At 72.2% G+C, this 17,013-nt stretch carries 16 protein-coding genes and 1 pseudogene; 7 read left to right on the forward strand and 10 right to left on the reverse strand.

The annotated features are described in order from the left end of the window. The first annotated feature begins 81 nt into the window (after window positions 1–81). Entirely contained in the window at window positions 82–1,071 is a 990-nt protein-coding gene (locus tag ACQ9ZG_RS32425) for a glycoside hydrolase family protein (RefSeq protein WP_084990395.1), read from the forward strand. Between the two features lie 77 nt (window positions 1,072–1,148). On the opposite strand, the gene ACQ9ZG_RS32430 is transcribed toward ACQ9ZG_RS32425, so the two are convergent. Together ACQ9ZG_RS32430 and ACQ9ZG_RS32435 are read right to left on the reverse strand one after the other, a co-directional pair. Next, complete coding sequence (locus ACQ9ZG_RS32430; protein WP_109917049.1) at window positions 1,149–1,544, reverse strand: hypothetical protein; 396 nt, start codon at window positions 1,542–1,544, stop codon at window positions 1,149–1,151. Between the two features lie 602 nt (window positions 1,545–2,146). After that, window positions 2,147–2,473: a hypothetical protein gene (locus tag ACQ9ZG_RS32435; protein ID WP_499281529.1), complete on the reverse strand. Its 327-nt coding sequence runs from the start codon at window positions 2,471–2,473 to the stop codon at window positions 2,147–2,149. 121 nt (window positions 2,474–2,594) lie between these two features. Between ACQ9ZG_RS32435 and ACQ9ZG_RS32440 the strand changes: the two genes are divergently transcribed. After that, window positions 2,595–3,860 carry a DUF6357 family protein gene (locus ACQ9ZG_RS32440; RefSeq protein WP_109915658.1) on the forward strand — a complete coding sequence of 422 codons (1,266 nt, stop codon included), beginning with the start codon at window positions 2,595–2,597 and terminating at the stop codon, window positions 3,858–3,860. A 162-nt stretch (window positions 3,861–4,022) separates the two neighbouring features. Next, a complete protein-coding gene (locus ACQ9ZG_RS32445; protein WP_028417821.1) occupies window positions 4,023–4,532 on the forward strand; it encodes a TspO/MBR family protein in 510 nt (169 codons plus the stop codon). An 88-nt stretch (window positions 4,533–4,620) separates the two neighbouring features. Here the strand turns inward: ACQ9ZG_RS32445 and ACQ9ZG_RS32450 are convergent, their stop codons facing one another. The 6 genes and pseudogenes from ACQ9ZG_RS32450 to aztA form a co-directional block, all read right to left on the reverse strand. Beyond that, on the reverse strand, window positions 4,621–5,496 hold the full coding sequence (locus tag ACQ9ZG_RS32450; RefSeq protein WP_028417820.1) for a glycoside hydrolase family 19 protein: 876 nt from the start codon (window positions 5,494–5,496) through the stop codon (window positions 4,621–4,623). Window positions 5,497–5,748: 252 nt separating this feature from the next. Then, a complete protein-coding gene (locus ACQ9ZG_RS32455; protein WP_375138315.1) occupies window positions 5,749–6,738 on the reverse strand; it encodes an alpha/beta hydrolase in 990 nt (329 codons plus the stop codon). Between the two features lie 64 nt (window positions 6,739–6,802). Next, entirely contained in the window at window positions 6,803–7,516 is a 714-nt protein-coding gene (locus tag ACQ9ZG_RS32460; protein WP_028417818.1) for a C39 family peptidase, read from the reverse strand. A 111-nt stretch (window positions 7,517–7,627) separates the two neighbouring features. After that, a complete protein-coding gene (locus ACQ9ZG_RS32465) occupies window positions 7,628–8,623 on the reverse strand; it encodes a winged helix-turn-helix domain-containing protein (RefSeq protein WP_109915657.1) in 996 nt (331 codons plus the stop codon). A gap of 189 nt (window positions 8,624–8,812) precedes the next feature. After that, window positions 8,813–9,025, reverse strand: a pseudogene (locus ACQ9ZG_RS32470) (ATP-binding protein); the annotation flags it as partial. Between the two features lie 276 nt (window positions 9,026–9,301). Next, a complete protein-coding gene (gene aztA, locus ACQ9ZG_RS32475) occupies window positions 9,302–10,045 on the reverse strand; it encodes a zinc ABC transporter ATP-binding protein AztA (protein WP_109916414.1) in 744 nt (247 codons plus the stop codon). Window positions 10,046–10,060: 15 nt separating this feature from the next. Here aztA and aztB point away from each other — a divergent pair, with 15 nt between their 5' ends. From aztB to aztD, 4 genes are all read left to right on the forward strand, one after another. Continuing rightward, entirely contained in the window at window positions 10,061–10,921 is an 861-nt protein-coding gene (gene aztB, locus ACQ9ZG_RS32480) for a zinc ABC transporter permease AztB (protein ID WP_109916415.1), read from the forward strand. A 21-nt stretch (window positions 10,922–10,942) separates the two neighbouring features. Further along, the gene (locus ACQ9ZG_RS32485) at window positions 10,943–12,178 is read left to right on the forward strand and encodes a hypothetical protein (protein WP_109916416.1); all 1,236 of its coding nucleotides are present in this window, start codon (window positions 10,943–10,945) and stop codon (window positions 12,176–12,178) included. Between the two features lie 146 nt (window positions 12,179–12,324). After that, a complete protein-coding gene (aztC, locus tag ACQ9ZG_RS32490) occupies window positions 12,325–13,302 on the forward strand; it encodes a zinc ABC transporter substrate-binding protein AztC (RefSeq protein WP_109916417.1) in 978 nt (325 codons plus the stop codon). Window positions 13,303–13,399: 97 nt separating this feature from the next. After that, window positions 13,400–14,599 (forward strand): zinc metallochaperone AztD, encoded by a 1,200-nt coding sequence (gene aztD / locus ACQ9ZG_RS32495; RefSeq protein ID WP_109916418.1) that lies wholly within the window; start codon window positions 13,400–13,402, stop codon window positions 14,597–14,599. A 242-nt stretch (window positions 14,600–14,841) separates the two neighbouring features. Here aztD and ACQ9ZG_RS32500 read toward each other — a convergent pair whose 3' ends face one another. After that, a complete protein-coding gene (locus ACQ9ZG_RS32500; protein ID WP_109916419.1) occupies window positions 14,842–15,867 on the reverse strand; it encodes a chitinase in 1,026 nt (341 codons plus the stop codon). Window positions 15,868–15,993: 126 nt separating this feature from the next. Further along, complete coding sequence (locus ACQ9ZG_RS32505; protein WP_258312267.1) at window positions 15,994–16,989, reverse strand: MBL fold metallo-hydrolase; 996 nt, start codon at window positions 16,987–16,989, stop codon at window positions 15,994–15,996. Between the last annotated feature and the right edge of the window lie 24 nt (window positions 16,990–17,013).

Genomic DNA, 17,013 nt, shown 5'->3' on the forward strand with positions numbered 1-17,013 from the left:
CCCCGCTCGGACCACCCGCCCCCGCTCGGACCGCACGAGAACACCGACACCCGTCCACCCGCACGAAGGAGCCGTAACGCCATGACGCTCGACCGCCGCCTCTTCCTGCGCACCGCCACCGCCGGTGGTGCCCTCCTCGCCGTCGGGGCCCAGGGCGCCGCCCCGGCAGCCGCCGCCCCCGCGGGCTTCCCGAACTACCGCTACGTCCGCACCCTGCTGAAGCCGGGCCAGCTCTCGTACAACCCCACCGGCGAGATCATCTTCCCCTGCATCCGCGGGGTGTACGACCGGCTGAGCAACCCGCTGGGCCGCTACTACCTCTACTACGCGCCGCACGACGCCCCCGGCGGCATCTGCCTCGCCTACGGCAACTCGCTGGAGGGCCCCTTCACCGAGTACAGGGCCAACCCGATCGTCCGCAAGGACTGGGCGCCGCACTACAACGTCAGCCACGTCTCCTCGCCGCACGTCCTGTGGAACGCCGACGCCCGCGAGATGTGGCTCTACTTCCACGGCGAGAACAACACCACCCGCCTCGCCCGCTCCAAGGACGGCATCACCTTCACCTACGACAAGACGGTCCTCACCACGGCCATGCTGCCCACGGGCTCCCGCGAGGCCTCCTACGCCCGGGTCTTCCGCCACGACCTGCCCGCACGCGGCGCGAAGTACGTGATGCTCTTCATGTGGAACCAGGCGAACAACCACCGTGACATCGGCTGGGGCTGGTCCGCGGACGGCCGGAACTGGAGCTTCGCCCAGCAGCCGCTCATCGACCACGCGGCGGTCGGAGCGGTGAACGTCAGCGGTCCGCACCTGCTGACCCGGGGCGGCAGCGCGTACGTCGTCTACCACACCGACAAGGGCAGCGGCGGAGACATCAAGATCACCGAGGTGGGTATGGACTTCACCCGCCGCAACCACCTCGGCGTCTTCTACAACTCCGGCACGGCGGCCCCGGAGAACGGCCGGGCGGCGGCCCCGTCGTTCGGCACCGACGGCGGGGTGCCGTACATGATCTACGAGGCGGGGGAGCGGCTCTCGGGCGCGATCGCCGTCGCCCGGGGCTGACCCGTCCGGCTCCCCCGAGCGCTGCCGGTGAGGCCCTGATCGTGGGAAGGGCGCTCACCGGCAGCGGTGCGGGCCGGTCAGACGACCGTGCCGCAGGTGGCGGAGACGTACCGGACGTAGCCGTAGTAACTGATGGCGTACCAGCGGTCGCTGGAGGTCCCGCAGGCGGTCACGTGGCCCCCCGCCACGGTCCCGCAGCCCCCGGAGCAGGGCCACGACTGGCCGGGCTTGATCTCTCCCACGATCTCGGAGTCACCCCGGGCGTACGCCCTGACGCGCGCCAGCTCCCAGCCGGGCTTGACCGTGACGTGACTGGCGAAGCGCGCGTCGGGCGTGGCCGCGGCGGTGGTGACGGTGGCCGGACTCTTGGCGGCCGGCTCGGCGCCGGCCGGTACGGGGGCTCCCAGCGTCAGCACGAGGGCCTGCGCCACGAGGGCACCGCCCACGGCGAGTCGGTGCAGCGACTTCTTCATGTTCTCTCTCCGGATCCTGGGTCCTGTGATGGGTGGCGGGCGTGCTCGGACGCACCGGACGTCCGCGGACGCGGTGCCGGTGCCGCCGGACGTGCGGTCCGGCGGTGGACACGCCCCGCCTCCGGCCGTACGGCGACTGCGCCGACGGGCCGGGGATTCAGAGTCTGTGGCGGTGTGTCAGGCCTGGCAACCTTGTCCCGGTTGCTTCGGAGATGTCGGGATTCCCGGGTCTCTGACCTGCGGGGACGGGCCCGTCCCGGGACGACGGGACGCCGATCCGGCGGTGGTCCGGCGGTGGTCCGGGCCGGGCCGGGGCTCGCGGACGCCGCGAGGTCGACGCGGCCGGACCGGACGTGAGGGGGTTCTCCGCAGCCGCAGCCGCAGCCGCAGCCGCAGCCGCAGCCGCAGCCGCAGCCGCAGCCGCAGCCGCAGCCGCAGCCGCAGCCGCAGCCGCAGCCGCAGCCGCAGCCGCAGCCGCAGCCGATGGCTGATGGCTGATGGCTGATGGCGAATGGAGACGGCCGATCCGGTCGGCAGGTGCCCCGAGCCGTCGTCCCGGCTGGGCCCCGCCTCGTCGGCCCGCGTCCTCCCGCCCCGCGTCCTCAGTCCTCGTGCAGGCGGTCCAGCCGGGCGAGCCCGTCGCGCCACCGCCGCGACCGCTCGGCGGGGGACTGCTCCCACCAAGGGGTGCCCCGTTCCCCGAGGGCCACCTTGGCCTGCTGCACCCGCTCGCGCGCCCGGCGGAGCGCGGCGTCGTCCGCTGCGCGGCCCGCCTCCTTCACGGCCCGGCGCGCGGCCATCAGGTGGGAGCGCAGGGCGGCGGCGTCGGCCTCCGGGATGTCCGGGTCCGTGGCCCGCCAGCGCCGCCCCCGCACGACGACGTACCGCCCGTCGTCCGTCCGCTCCGGGCCGCTGCGCTCCGATGGCATGTCCCCATGATGCGCCGACCCGTCCGCGTACGCGCCCGGCGGATGTCACGGACGGCGTGTGCGCGATCTCCGGGCACCAGGGGCCGACGGGCCGGGGGAGGGCAGCGGCTACTCTCGTGCGATGCCCAGAGACATCGTGTTCACGCGCAACAGCGGCTGGATCCCGACCGTGGTCCGTGAGGACGGTGAGCTGAAACTCATGCTGGGCGCCGGGGCCGACGCCAACCACGAGCCGCGTACGTTCACGTTCCCGATCGGCGAGCCCCACCGCGCGGTGATCGAGCGGGACCTGGCCAGGCATCTGCTGCTGTGGAGCGCGGTCCTCCCGCTGTGCGACGCCGCGGGGACCCGGGGCGCCCTCGACGAGGACGCGGCCGTCGCCCTCCTGGACCCCGTCCTCCTCGCCGGGCCCGCGGACGTGGACGCGCTCTTCCGGCGCATTCCGTGGGACAGGAGCCGGCTCGTCGCCCACGGGGCCGGCATCTCCCTGCTCGAACGCGGTGAGGTCTGCGCGGCCATGAAGACCGCCACCGAGACGGCGGACGCGCGACGGGCACAGACGTACCACGCCGACCGGCGGCGTGCCGAGCGCGGAACCGTACTCGCTCCGCTCGACGCGGCGCTCCTGAAGTACACGGGCCAGTACCTGCACGGAGCGACCGTCCCGCGACGGCTGCCCGACGCCGTCGATCCCGCGTTGCTGCCCGAGGTGACGGCGGTGATCGCCACCGCCGAACGGGCGGGGGCCGGGATGCGGATCGGCCGCGATCCGCGCAAGGGGAAGCGGGCCACGGACAAGCGGGACTGGCAGCGGATGGAGGCGGCGGTCGGCGCGGCCGTGCGCCGCGCGTACCCCGGACTGGCCGACGAGGCGCTGCGTACCGTGAGCTTCCTGATCTGCTCGGAGGCCGCCCGGCGCGCCCGCGAGGCACCCGTGGAAGAGGACGAGGAGCCGGGCACCGGCACCGGCGCCTCCGTGGGGAGCGGCAGGAAGACGGCCCTGTCGTTCACCGACGACAAGGGCGGCGAGAAGAAGTGGTCCGTGACCGGCCCCCGCCCCGCCACCGCCGACTTCTGGGAGTTCGTCGCAGAGCGCTCCGGCCCGGACAACGAGGTGTTCACCATCGAGGACGAGGCCCTGGGCGAAGGGATCCAGCTCCACTTCTACGCGGACTCCGTCGCCCGGGTCACCACGGTGCGCGCGGGACGGGGCGGCGCCGATCCGGAGTACCGCGTCGAGTACGGCCTGGTCGACGGGATGGCGGGCTACCGGACGGTGGTGGGCGCCTTCGCCCGTGGCGGGTGCGCCGCCCTCGATCCGTACGGCCCCTGGATGTCCGACGTCACCGAGTTCGAACGGGCCCGCCGCCGTCGTCGGGACGCCTAGCGGACGGGGGCGGGGACATCGGCCGCGGCCGTCGTCGCGCCCCCGATTGCGCTCATCCGGTGCTCTGCGGGCCGCTGACGGCTGAAGGAGCCGGGCCGGGGTACCTGTGGCCCCACGGAGCGCCGGTCCGGTGCGCCGACCCGACCCCACAGGAGTCACCCAGTGCCGTCGACACCGTCGACATCCACGGCCGGAGCGGCACCCGCCCGCTCCAGGACCTGGCCGGTCCTGCTGCTGATGCTGATCCTCTGCTACGCCGTCGCCGGTGTCGGCGCGGCCGCCTCCGGCGATGCGGGCTCCACCTACGCCGCGCTCGACCGACCGGCCTGGGCGCCGCCCGGATGGCTGTTCGGTCCGGTGTGGACCGTGCTCTACGGGACGATCGCGGTGGCGGGCTGGCTCGTGGCGCGCCGCCCCGCCCCCGGCCGCCGTCCGGCGCTCGTCGCCTGGGGCGTACAACTGGCGCTGAACGCGCTGTGGACGCCCCTGTTCTTCGCCGCCGAACAGTACGGAGCCGCTTTCCTCGACATCGCCCTGCTCCTGGCCGCGGTCCTCACCACGGCTCTGCTCGCCGCCCGGGTGGACCGCCGTGCCGCCCTGCTGCTCGTGCCCTACCTGCTCTGGGTCGGCTACGCGGCGGCGCTGAACCTCTCGCTCTGGCTGAACAACTGACCGGACGGCCGACCCGCCCACCCGGGCGGTGGGCGGGCATCGCAGGCCGGGGATCCTCTCCCCGGCCCGCGACCGTCCGGAGGGGTTGTCAGCAGCTCAGGTTGGATCCCGGTGTGGTGCCCAGGATCTGGGTGAACTGCTGGAACTTGTTGATGCGGCTCTGCACCTGGGCGGGGTTCCCGCCGTTGCACTCGATGCTGCCGTTGATCGCGCGGATCGTGTGGCCGAAGCCCTGGTTGTTGACGATCGCGTTGTGCGCGGTCATCCACCCCGGGCCGTTCTGGGTGTTCCAGTACCAGAGGGCGGTCTTCCAGGAGACGGACGCGTTGTTCTGGACGAGCCAGGGGTTGTTCAGCAGGTCGATGCCGAGCGCGTCACCGGCGGCCTTGTAGTTGAAGTTCCAGCTCAGCTGGATCGGGCCCTTGCCGTAGTACGCGGCCTGGCCTGCCGGGCAGCCGTACGGCCGGCTCCAGTCGCAGTAGTGGGGGTAGTTGGCGGTGTTCTGCTCGACGATGTGGACGAGGCCGCCGGTCTCGTGGCTGACGTTGGCCAGGAAGGCCGCCGCCTCACGGCGCTTGACCTCGGTGCTGCCCGTGTTGGCGAACGCCGGGTACGCGCTCAGGGCGGAGACCAGGCCGCTGTAGGTGTAGAAGGAGTTCCGGCCCGGGAACATCTGGTTGAACTGGGCCTCGCTGACCGGGAAGCCGGTGGTCGGCGGGTTGCCACCGCCGCCGCAGCTGTAGGGGTCCCAGTACCAGGTGCTGATCGTCGGGTCGTAGCCCGGGTTGTCGTGCTCGGCGATGTAATAGCTGCCGTTGAAGCGGACGACGGTGCCTGCCGTGTACCAGGTGCCCGCCTGCCAGTTGCGCGCCGTGTCGCACAGGCTTGCGGCGGCCTTCGCGGGGGCCGCGGAGATCGCCGGAGCGAAGGCCACGGCAAGGCCGGTGGCGAGCAGTAGGGCCATGAGCGTTCTCGCGATGCGATGTCTGAGCACTCGATCACTCCAATACGCACAACGGCCGCCCGGACCGGAGATGTGCAGAGTCCGGGCGCGTCCGTGATGGGGGTGTGAACACACTCAAGCGAACTTGACATGATCGAGTCAAGGTATAGACCAATAACTCTGTCATGATTACTCGCCCTGAGGTGCTCACCGCCCGGTGCCCAGCGCGTCTGGTGAGGGGCCCGCTCATGCGAGCGGCTGTGGTGAGGGTGGTCAGGCCTTACGGAGGCGGGCGACGATCCCGTCCAGGTCCCGGCGGAAGAGGTCGGGGCGTACGAAGTGCCCGCCCGGCACCTCGTGCCACTCGTGCGGAATGCCGGCCGACCCGAGACGGCCCCGGAACTCCCGCTGCCCGGCCAGGACCTGCGTCTCGTTGACGGTGTCGAACCAGTTGACCGGGTCGGGGCTGGTGCCGGCCACCAGGAACACCCGCTTGTTGCGGTAACTCTCCACCCGCTGCACCGGGTTGTCGGCGCTGACCCGGGCCTCGTCCCACAGCGGCGCGCCGTAGACCGTGCCGCCGCCCAGCTCCACGGCGGCCGAGGAGAGGTTGGCCCAGTGGGTGACGAGACCCGCGTCGCGGCGCAGGCTGGCCGGACCGGAGTGCGAGCTGACCGAGGCGAAGTGCCCGTAGTACTTGGCCGCGTACTTCAGCGCGCCGAAGCCGCCCATGGAGAAGCCGGAGACGGCCCGGCCGTTGTACTCCGCGTACGTACGGAAGTTGGCGTCGACCCACGGCAGCAGCTGGGCGATGTGGAAGGTCTCCCAGTTGCGGGCCCCGGTGTTGGAGTGGACCGGGTTCGAGTACCAGCCCGCGGCCCCGCCGTCCGGCATCACCACGATGAGCGGCTTCCCGGCGGTCCAGGCGCGGATGCCCATCCGGTCGAAGGTGATGAAGTCCTGCCCGGTACCGCCCCCGTGGAACAGGTACAGGACCGGGTACCGGCGCCCCGAGGTGTGGTACCCGTCCGGGAGGAGGACGTTGACCCCGGGGTTCCAGCCGATGGCGGAGGTGGCGAAGCGGTAGTAGCGCATGCGGGCGTCGGACTCGTTGCGGTCCACGATGCGCAGGCCGAACCCGTCGCCGGCGGCATGGGCGGCGGACGCCGAGGCCAGGACCCCTCCGGTGCCGAGGGCGGTCATGGCGGTGAGTCCGGCGGCGGCCTTCATCACACCTCGGCGGCTGGGGTGGGCGGTGCTCAACATGACCTCCAGGGTCGGGAAGGGGGAATCGGGGCGGTGGGCGGCGCGGGGCCGCTCCACGGGGTCAGGCGGAGTAGCCCTTCGGCGGGATCAGCGAGGCCAGCTGGTCGAAGGAGAGCCAGTAGATCTGGTTGCCGCCGAAGGACGCGGGGTCGGCGATGAGCACGGTGCGGTCGACCGCGTCGTAGCCGAAGACGGTGAAGTAGTGGTAGATCGTCTGGCCGGGCGGATAGCCGGGCGGCTGGTTGCCGGGCGGGGCGACGATGTTGGCCACCAGCGGGTGGTTCCGGTCGATGTCGAAGACGATGTCGTGCCAGAGGAGGTCCCGCTGCGCCGGGGTGGGCGGATCGTTCGGCATCTCCTTGGTCTCGTACCAGCCGGTGCCGAGGCGGGCGTTGAGCACCCGGGTGATCTGCCCGATGTGGTCCGTGCCCGCCTGGGTCGTGCCCAGCTGTGCGGCCAGGGCGGCCTGGCTGGGCGGGGCGGTGCGTGCGGAGAGCGCGATACGGGTCGCGGCGGGCCCGCACCAGTAGCCGGTCTCCTGGACCTGGTAGGCGATCTCCAGCCAGCGTGCGCCGGCCGTGCGACCGGCCTCCACGCGCAGCCGGGTGCCCGGCTCGCCGTATCCGGAGGCGACGGCGGTCCCGGCGGTGGCTTCCTGCGCGCGTACGTCCAGCACGGGGACGGAGGACGTCGCGGACGCCTGGGCGGTCGCGGGCAGCAGCAGGGTGCCGAGGACGAGGGCGGCGACCGTGCCGGAGAGCAGTCTCGTGCGCATGGGGGCTCCTGTGGGGGAGGGGCGCTGCGGGGGTGAGCGGCGTGGGGGTGCGGCGGTGGCAGACAGCGTGGCGGCCCCCGTCGAACGGACACAAGTCCCGTAAGCCCAGGCTTACATGGGCTCCGGACCATCCCGGTGCTCGGCCGCCAGGAGCGCCCGGCCCTCGGCCGTCGCGAGGTGGAAGGCCCGTCCGGCCGTACGGACGGTGGTGATCAGGCCCGCCGCCCGCAGCACGTTCGCGTGCTGGCTGACCGCCGGGTGCGTCACCTGGAGCAGCCGGGCGGCCTCCACGGTGGAGCAGCCTGTGCGGGTGGCCCGCAGCAGGGCCGCCCGGGTCCGGCCGACGAGCTGCCCGAGGCTGTCGCTGTCGGGCCGTCCGGCCCCGGAGGCGAGCCAGTCCGGCGTGTGGCGGATCGGATGGACCAGGACGGGCGACAGCTCCGCGTCCGCGAGCGTGGTCGGGGCGGGCCAGCAGAAGAAGGACGGCTGGAGCAGCAGCCCCCGTCCCCGCAGGCGCAGTTGCTGGTCGACCGGGTAGTCCATCTCCAGCACGGGCGGACGCCAGCGGACACCGGGCCCCAGCCCGGCGAGCAGCGCCTCGGTCCCGCCGTCCATCAGGCTCTCCATCCGGCGGGCCCGGTCGGCGTCGATGTCCGCACGCACCTGGTGCCAGTGCGGGACGAGGGCCTCCGCCTGATAGGCGTGGAGCGCCTCACCCAGCCGTCCGAGCGTCTCCTTGTCCCCCTCGGCGAGCGCCCGTGTCCAGCCCGGCAGCCGCCGCGACCTGGCCAGCCTCGACAGTTCGGCGCGCAACCGGGGGCGCTCCGTGCCGAGCAGGGTGTCGACGGCGGCCTGCAGCGTGCTGCGGTCACCCGAAGCGGGGGTGAGGAAGTCCGGGGAGTAGCCGTAGGCCGGCAGCAGCGGCGAGAGCAGCAGCCGGCTCTCCGGCAGCCGTGGCCGCACCCATCGCCGCCAGGCTCCGAACACCCTCTCCCCGTCGGTCCGTTGGAGCGTCTGCACGCTGTTGGTGATCTCCCACAGGAAGTCCGGGCCCCGGGCCACCGTGACCCGTGTCAGATCCTCGGGCGTGAAGTGGATCCGCAGCATCGACGCTCCATCGCAGGACAGGGGGCGGCACCTGACCCGGAGAGGACACGCGGTGGGACCGCCCTCCACGGCCCTACCCGCCCGCTCGACCGGATATGCGGTTCGGCCCTGGGACCGGAAGGCGCGGCGGCCGGACGGGACGGCGGGCCGTCGGCCGCGCCCGCCCCGTCGCGGGCGGGGTCGGCGGCCTCAGACGTCGACGGGCAGGGGCGCCCGGGGCAGCCGCAGCTCGAAGCAGGCTCCGGCGTCCGAGGGGACCAGGGCGAGCGTGCCCCGGTGCCGCTGGGCGAGTTCGCGGGCGATGGGGAGCCCCAGGCCGGCGCCGCCGCGGTCGCGGGAACGGGCGTCGTCGAGCCGGACGAAGCGCTCGAAGACGCGCTCGGATTCCTCGCCGGGGCGGCCGGCGCAGTGGTGAGCGGGCCCGGATCGTCGTGGTACGGGCGGCGGGGGAGCGCGCATCGGGGGACCCCCGGGAGGAGGCGAAGGAGGAGACCCTGCGCCGCCACTTCCGCGAGGACCGGGCAGCCGAGGTCAACGGCGCGCGGGTCTCCGTCCACGTCCGCAGGTACGGCGACCCGGCCCGGGCCGAGTTCTTCGGAGCGCCTTCCGGATCAGGGTGAGCGACGCCGGGGCGAGGACGTCGTCGGGAAACACGGCGACTCCACCGTCCCCGGGCCTCTAGAACGCCTGCCAGATCCGGGTCAGCGACGACGGGGTGAGGACCTCGTCCGGACGCCCCTGCCCGGCGATGCGGCCCCCCTGGAGCAGGAGGCAGAAGTCCGCCGCCCGCGCCACCGCGAGATCGTGCGTGGCCTGGACGACCGTCACCCCGTCGGCGACCAGCTCCGTCAACAGCTCCCCGATCCGGTCCCTGGCCTCCGGATCCAGGCCGGTGGTCGGCTCGTCGAGGAGCAGGAGGTCCGACTCCTGCGCCAAGCCCTGGGCAATGAGGGCGCGTTGCCGCTGCCCGCCCGACAGCTCGCCCAGCTGACGTGGGGCGAGGTCACCGATGCCGAGCCGGTCGAGGACGGCGTCCACGGTCGCGTGGTCCCGCGCGGTCAGCCGGCGCCACGGGCCGCGGTCGCCCCAGCGCCCCATCTCCACCGCCTCCCGGACGGTGAGGGGAAGGGCGTCCCCGACCGCCGCACGCTGCGGCACGAAGGCGGGCGGCCGGGCACCGGTGCGGACGAGGTCGCCGGATGTCGGCTTGATCACACCGGCGAGCACGCCCAGCAGGGTCGACTTGCCGCTGCCGTTCGGTCCGACGAGCACGGTGGTCGTCAACTCCTTTATTTCGCCGCTGACTTGGTGGAGCACCGGGCGCCCTGGATAGCCGGCGCACAGCCCCGAGAAGCGGAGGGAGGTGGTCCGGTCGACGGAGGGCGTGGGCGAGGCAGGCAGTTTGTTGAACATGATTTTCATTGTAGTGTCCGGCGCATGGAATGGTTGACGGTCCCGTTCGAGGTGACCTTCGTGCAGCGGGCCCTGTGGGGCGGGATGCTGGTGTCCGCGATCTGCGCACTGGCGGGCACCTGGGTGGTGCTGAGAGGGATGGCCTTCCTCGGTGACGCCATGTCCCACGGGCTGCTGCCGGGCGTCGCGGTCGCCGCGCTCCTCGGCGGCAGTCCGATGGCGGGCGCGGTGGTCAGCGCCGCCGTCATGACGGCCGGCGTCACCGCGCTGGGCCGTACACCGAAGCTGTCGCAGGACACCGGCATCGGGCTGCTGTTCGTCGGCATGCTCTCGCTCGGCGTGATCATCGTGTCCCGCTCCCAGTCCTTCGCGGTCGACCTGACCGGATTCCTCTTCGGGGACGTCCTCGCCGTCAGGCAGCAGGACCTCCTCGTGCTCGCGGCGGCGCTGCTCGCGGCCCTGGCGGTCTCGGTCCTCGGCCACCGCGCCTTCCTGGCCCTCGCGTTCGACGCGCGCAAGGCCCACACCCTGGGGCTGCGGCCGCGCCTGGCCCACGCCGTGCTCCTCGGCCTGCTCGGTCTGGCGATCGTCGCCTCGTTCCACATCGTGGGAACGCTGCTCGTCCTCGGACTGCTCATCGCGCCGCCGGCGGCCGCCCTGCCCTGGGCCCGCTCCGTACGCGGAGTCATGGTGCTCGCCGCCCTGACCGGCAGCGCGGCCACGTTCGGCGGCCTGCTGCTGTCCTGGCACCTGAGCACCGCGGCCGGCGCCACGATCGCGGCCCTCGCGGTCAGCCTGTTCTTCCTGTCCCACGTGCTGTCCGCCCTGCGCGACCGCCGTACGCGCCGGGACCGCCCTGCGGCACCCCTGCTCGAAGCCAACTGAAAGAAGCCGGAAGCGATCGACATGACGATCCGCAGAAACGTCACTCCCTGGGCATCGGCCGCACTGGTGCTCACCGCCCTGCTCACCACGGGCTGCGCGGGCGAGAAAAGCGACGCCGCACACCCCGACGCGCGGGGTCCCTCCGTCACTCCGCACGGGTACGTCGAGGGAGCCCAGGAGACCGCCGAGCAGCAGTCCCGGCTCCTCCTGAACGACCCCGGCAGCGGGAACACCAGAGTTCTCGACCTCGTCACCGGCAAGGTCCACAGGACCGCGGCGGTGAAGGACGCCGTCCGGCTGACCACGGACGGCAGGTTCGGGTACCTGCACACGCCCGGTGGCACCCATGTCCTCGACGGTGGCGCCTGGATGGTGGACCACAGGGACCACGTCCACTACTACAGCGCGGCGGCACGGGACGTGGGGGAGCTGCCCGCGGGCAGCCGGGCGCGGATACGCAGCGACGCCGCCGTGACGGCGGTGACCGACGAGAACGGCCGCACCGTCCTGCACGACCGGGGCGAGCTGGAGAAGGGCCGGGTCGTCACTGCCCTTGAGCTTCGCGGCACGTACACCGGCGCCGTCGTGCCGTACGAGGAACACCTGCTCGCCTTCGCGAACCGGGGCGGGACCACCCGGCTCGTCGTCCTCGACCGCAAGGGCGAACGCGTGGCCTCCCCGGACATGACGTGCGAGACACCCCGGGGAGACGCCGTCACCCGGCGCGGCGTCATCCTCGGCTGCGCCGACGGCGCCCTGCTCGTACGCAAGCGGGGCGGCGCCTTCACCGCCGAGAAGATCCCGTACGGAAAGCACGTCCCGGAGCGGGAACGGGCCACCGCCTTCCGTCAACGGCCCGGCAGCGACACCCTCACCGCCCCGGCCGGAGGTGACGCCGTCTGGGTCCTCGACGTCACGGAGCGGGAGTGGAGGCACGTGGACACCGGACCCGTCGTCGCGTCCAACACGGCGGGCGAGGGCTCCCCGCTGCTCGTTCTGGAGACCGACGGCGCGCTGCACGGTTACGACATCGGGACCGGAAAGCGGACCGCACGGACCGAACCGCTGCTGACAGCGGTGAAGCAGGGCCACTCCGCCGGCACCGCCCCCGTCATCGAGGTCGACCGCAGCCGCGCCTATGTCAACGACCCCGAGGGCAGGAAGGTGTTCGAGATCGACTACAACGACGGCCTGCGCATCGCGCGCTCCTTCGACCTGGACGTCGAGCCGGTCCTCATGGCGGAGACCGGACGATGAGCCGGACCGGAGCACGGCATCGGACGATGAGCCGAACCGGAGTGCGCAACCGCACGACGAACCGGACCGCAATACGCAACCGGAGCACGAAGCGGACCGGAGCACGCAAGCGGACGATCAGCCGGACCGGAACGCGCGGGCGGGCGATGACCCCGGCCGGGATACGCCGCCGGGCGAGGGCGGGCACCGCTCACGCGCGACACCTGATCGCGGGCCTGCTCGCCCTCGTGACGGCCATGACCGTCACCGCCTGCACCACCGGGGACGACCGGCCCGCCGTCGTCGTCACGACCAACATCCTCGGTGACGTCACCCGCGAGATCGTCGGCGACCAGGCCGACGTGACCGTCCTGATGAAGCCCAACGCCGACCCGCACTCCTTCGGGCTGTCGGCGGTCCAGGCCGCCGAGCTGGAACAGGCCGACCTGGTCGTCCACAACGGCCTGGGCCTGGAGGAGAACGTCCAGCGACACGTCGACGCCGCCCGCGCGGCCGGTGTCGCCACCTTCGCGGCCGGCGAGGCGGCCGACCCGCTCACCTTCCACACCGCCGACGACGGTGGGCCCGGGGGCGAGGAAGGACAGCCCGACCCGCACTTCTGGACGGACCCCGACCGGATGCGGAAGGTCACCGGCCTGATAGCCGACCAGGTCGTCGAACACGTCAAGGGCGTCGACCCCGGCACGATACGGGCCAACGCCGAACGCTACGCCGAGCAGCTCACGGACCTCACCACCTGGATGGAGAAGTCCTTCGGCGGCGTCCCCGAGGACCGGCGCGCCCTCGTCACCAACCACCACGTCTTCGGCTACCTCGCCGACCGCTTCGGCTTCGAGGTGATCGGCGCGGTCGTCCCGAGCGGAACCACGCTGGCCTCACCCAGCTCCTCGGATCTGCGCTCCCTCACCGAGGCGATGGAGAGAGCGGGCGTGAGCACGGTCTTCGCGGACTCCTCCCAGCCCCGACGGCTCGCCGACGTACTCCGGACGGAGACGGGCGGCGGGGTCCGCGTCATCGCACTCCACTCGGAGTCCCTGACCGCCGAGGGCGCGGGCGCCGACACCTACCTGCGGATGATGCGCTCCAACACCACCGCCATGGTCACCGGCCTGACCGGCGGCTGACCCTCCCGGCCTCCCAACCTCCCGGCACACCCGTCACCGGGCGCCGGAACGTCGTACCTCCATGCCGCCACCGCGCGGCGCAGAAAGGAACAGACCGATGAACACGTCGATACGCGGCAGAGCCCTCACGGGCACGGCACTGGCCATGGCCGTCGCCACGGTCCTGACCGCTTGCGGAGGGGAGAGCTCCTCCACCGCCACCGAGTCCGACGGAACCGCGAGCTCCACAACCGCGGTGGCGGTGAAGGAGCCGCTGGTCGCCACCTTCGACGGTGGCCTCTACATCCTCGACGGCGAGAGCCTGAAGCTCGCGAAAACCATCGACCTGCCCGGTTTCAACCGGGTCAACCCCGCGGGCGACAAGGACCACGTCGTCGTCTCGACCGACAGCGGATTCCGGGTCCTGGACGCCCGTGAGCAGGCTCTCACCGACATCGAGTACAAGGGCGCCAAGCCGGGCCACGTCGTCCGCCACGCCGCGAGGACCGTGCTCTTCACCGACGGCACCGGGGAGGTCAACGTCTTTGACCCCACCGCACTGAGCAGCGGGAAGAAGCCGACAGGGCGCACCTACACCTCCGCCACTCCGCACCACGGTGTTGCCATCGAACTGTCCGACGGCCGACTCGTGAGCACCCTGGGCACCGAGGAGAAGCGCACCGGAGCGCTGGTGCTGGACCGGAACGACAAGGAGATCGCGCGCAACGAGAACTGCCCCGGCGTCCACGGAGAGGCCGCCGCCGAGAACGAAGCCGTCGCCGTCGGCTGCGAGGACGGCATCCTGATCTACCAGGACGGCACGTTCACCAAGATCGATTCCCCCGACGACTACGGCCGCATCGGCAACCAGGCTGGCAGCGACGCCTCGCCCGTACTGCTGGGCGACTACAAGACCGACCCCGAGGCCGAACTGGAACGCCCCACACGCGTCTCCCTCATCGACACCGAGAGGAAGAAGCTCCGCCTGGTCGACCTGGGCACCAGCTACTCCTTCCGCTCGCTGGCCCGTGGCCCGCACGGCGAGGCACTGGTCCTCGGAACCGACGGCGCCCTTCATGTCATCGACCCGGACACCGGCACGATCGAGAAGAAGATCCCCGCCGTGGGTGCCTGGCAGGAGCCCCTGGACTGGCAGCAGGCCCGGCCCACCCTGTTCGTACGCGGGCACGTCGCCTACGTCTCCGAGCCCGGCAGGAAGGCGCTGCACGCCATCGACATCGAAACGGGGAAGAAGATCGGCTCCGTCACCCTGCCCAAGAGCACCAACGAGCTGTCGGGTGTCGTCGCCGGACACTGACCGAGGGTGTGCCCTCGCCGCCACGGCTCGATGCCGCGACGGCGAGGGCCCACGCCCGCCCCGCCACCGGTCTCCGAGCCTTGAGCGTCGGCGCGGACTGTGGCGACGACTCCGGGCCCTCTTAGACGGGGGCGCTGAGCCGCCGCCCGCCCGGACCGCGGGAGCCGGTGACGCGAACGGAAGGGGGCCCGGCCGCCGAAGCCGGCGGCCGGGCCCGAGTGGTGGGGCGTAGGAGGGACGGACTACGGGAGTGCGTGGACGTGCGGTGCCACGCTGTTGACCCAGTTGTCACCGTTCGACGCGTCCCAGTTCGTGGACCAGGTCATGGCGCCGCGCAGCCCCGGGTAGGTCTTCTCGGGCTTGAACTCGCCGCAGTTCTCGCCCTTGGTCAGGCAGTCCAGGGCGTCGTTCACGATCGCCGGGTCCACGTAGCCGGAGCCGGCGCCCTTGGTGGAGGCGGGGGTGCCGATGCCGACCTGGTCGGCATCGAGGCCGTTCTCCAGCTGGATGCAGGCCAGCGCGGTCAGGAAGTCGACCGTGCCCTGGGCGTAGACGTTGCCGTCGCAGCCGGCCATCGAGCCGCTGTTGTAGTACTGCATGTTGACGACGGTGAGGATGTCCTTCACGTCGAGCGCCAGCTTGAAGTACTCGGTCTCGGTGTTCTGCATGTCCAGTGTCTGCGGGGCCATGGTGAGGACGAGGCCGTCCCCGGCCTTCGACGCGAGCGACTTCAGCGCCTCACCCATGTACTGGGCGTTGATGCCGTGCTCCAGGTCGATGTCGACGCCGTCGAAACCGTACTCCTCCATGAGGGCGTACGCGCTGTCCGCGAACTGCTGCGCCGACTCGGAGTCGTCGACCGTCACGTTCCCGAGTTCGCCGCCGACGGAGATGATGACGGACTTGCCGGCCGCCTGCTTGGCGGCGATGTCGGCCTTGAACTCGTCCTCGGACGCGTAGCCGAGCTCCGGGGCGAGGTTGAACTCGATCTGGCCGTCGGTGGCGGTGGAGTCGGCGAAGGCGACCGCGATGATGTCGTAGCCGTCCTGAACGTCGCCCAGCTTCTGGACGGTCGCGCCGTTGTCGAAGTTCTGCCAGTAGCCGGTGACGGCGTGAGCGGGTACGGCCGAGCGGGTCTGCCCGCTCTCGGCCGCGCCCGCGCTGCCGGTGAGCGTGGTGGCCGCCATGAGTCCGCCTGTGGCCAGGGCGAGGGCGACACCGCCGCCCAGGAGCTTGCTGCCGCGCTTCTTGCGATGGGTCCGGTTCACGGGGAATCTCCAGGTGCTTGTGGGGGGAGTTCGCGAACGAGGGGGACATCGGTGGCCACCGACCTGGTGCAGGACATTGGTTCATACCAATGCTCATGTCAACCCCTGTGGCGCGATCTTTCCCTCCTACGCGCTCCTGACCTGCTGCTTCGCTCTGGATCTTCCAGGCTCCCCACGGCCCCGGCCGCTCCGGTGCCTTCCGCCGCTACGGACTCGGCGGCTCCTCCTCCGTGCTGCCGGACGGCCGGGCCGGCTGGTCGAATCATGGCGGAGCCGCTCGCCGCGGTGGGGCCGCCGGTGCGAGGAGCTCTGCGTCGTCCCTGGTGTGAGGCGGCGGGGTGCATGGTGCGAGGGGCGGGTTGCGCGGCCGGCGGGTCTACCCGCGGGCCGCGGCCACGGCGTCGGCGACCGGTCCGTGCCAGGGGGAGCCGTGGCCGGGGAGGACGAGACCGGCGTCCAGTGCGGCGAGGGCGTCGAGCGAGGACGCGGTGGCGGCCGGGTCGTGGAGAACAGTCTCGGCAGGAGCTGGGGTCCTGGCGTGCGGGAGAGGGGGTGGGCGGTGACGAGCGCGTCACCGGTGGCCACCGCCCCGATGGCGGGGAGGAAGTAGGCGGTGTGGCCCGAGGTGTGCCCGTGGCAGGGCACCGGCACGGGCCGGCCGGGCAGGTCGAGGGCGCCGGTCGCGGGCAGCGGCAGAGCCGGCGGCACCCGGTGCGGCCCCAGTGCGCCTGCCCGCACGATGCGCAGCGACCACGCCAGGGCCGAGGGCTTCCAGAGGCGGGGGGCGATGTCGGCCGCGGTGGCCTGCTGCTTGTGTCCGCCGCCGGTCTGCGCGAGTTCCGCCCGGTGCAGGAAGACCGGTGTCCGGTAGCGCTGGTGGAGGTGGACCGCGCCGCCCATGTGGTCGATGTGGGCGTGGGTGAGCAGGACGGCCCGTACGTCCTCGGGATGGTGCCCGAGGGCCCGGACGGAGGCGAGGAGCGCATCGGCGTCGCCGGGCCAGCCGCTGTCGATGAGGGTCAGGTCGCGGCCCTCGCGCAGCAGTATCCAGTTCACGTCGGTGCCGCGGGCGAAGAAGACACCGGCGGCGGCTTCGTCGACACGTGGAGTGGTGCGTGTCACATTCAACCCCCTTTCGCGGAACGT

The sequence above is a fragment of the Streptomyces araujoniae genome, assembly GCF_050871195.1.
Taxonomy (GTDB): Bacteria; Actinomycetota; Actinomycetes; order Streptomycetales; family Streptomycetaceae; genus Streptomyces; species Streptomyces bacillaris.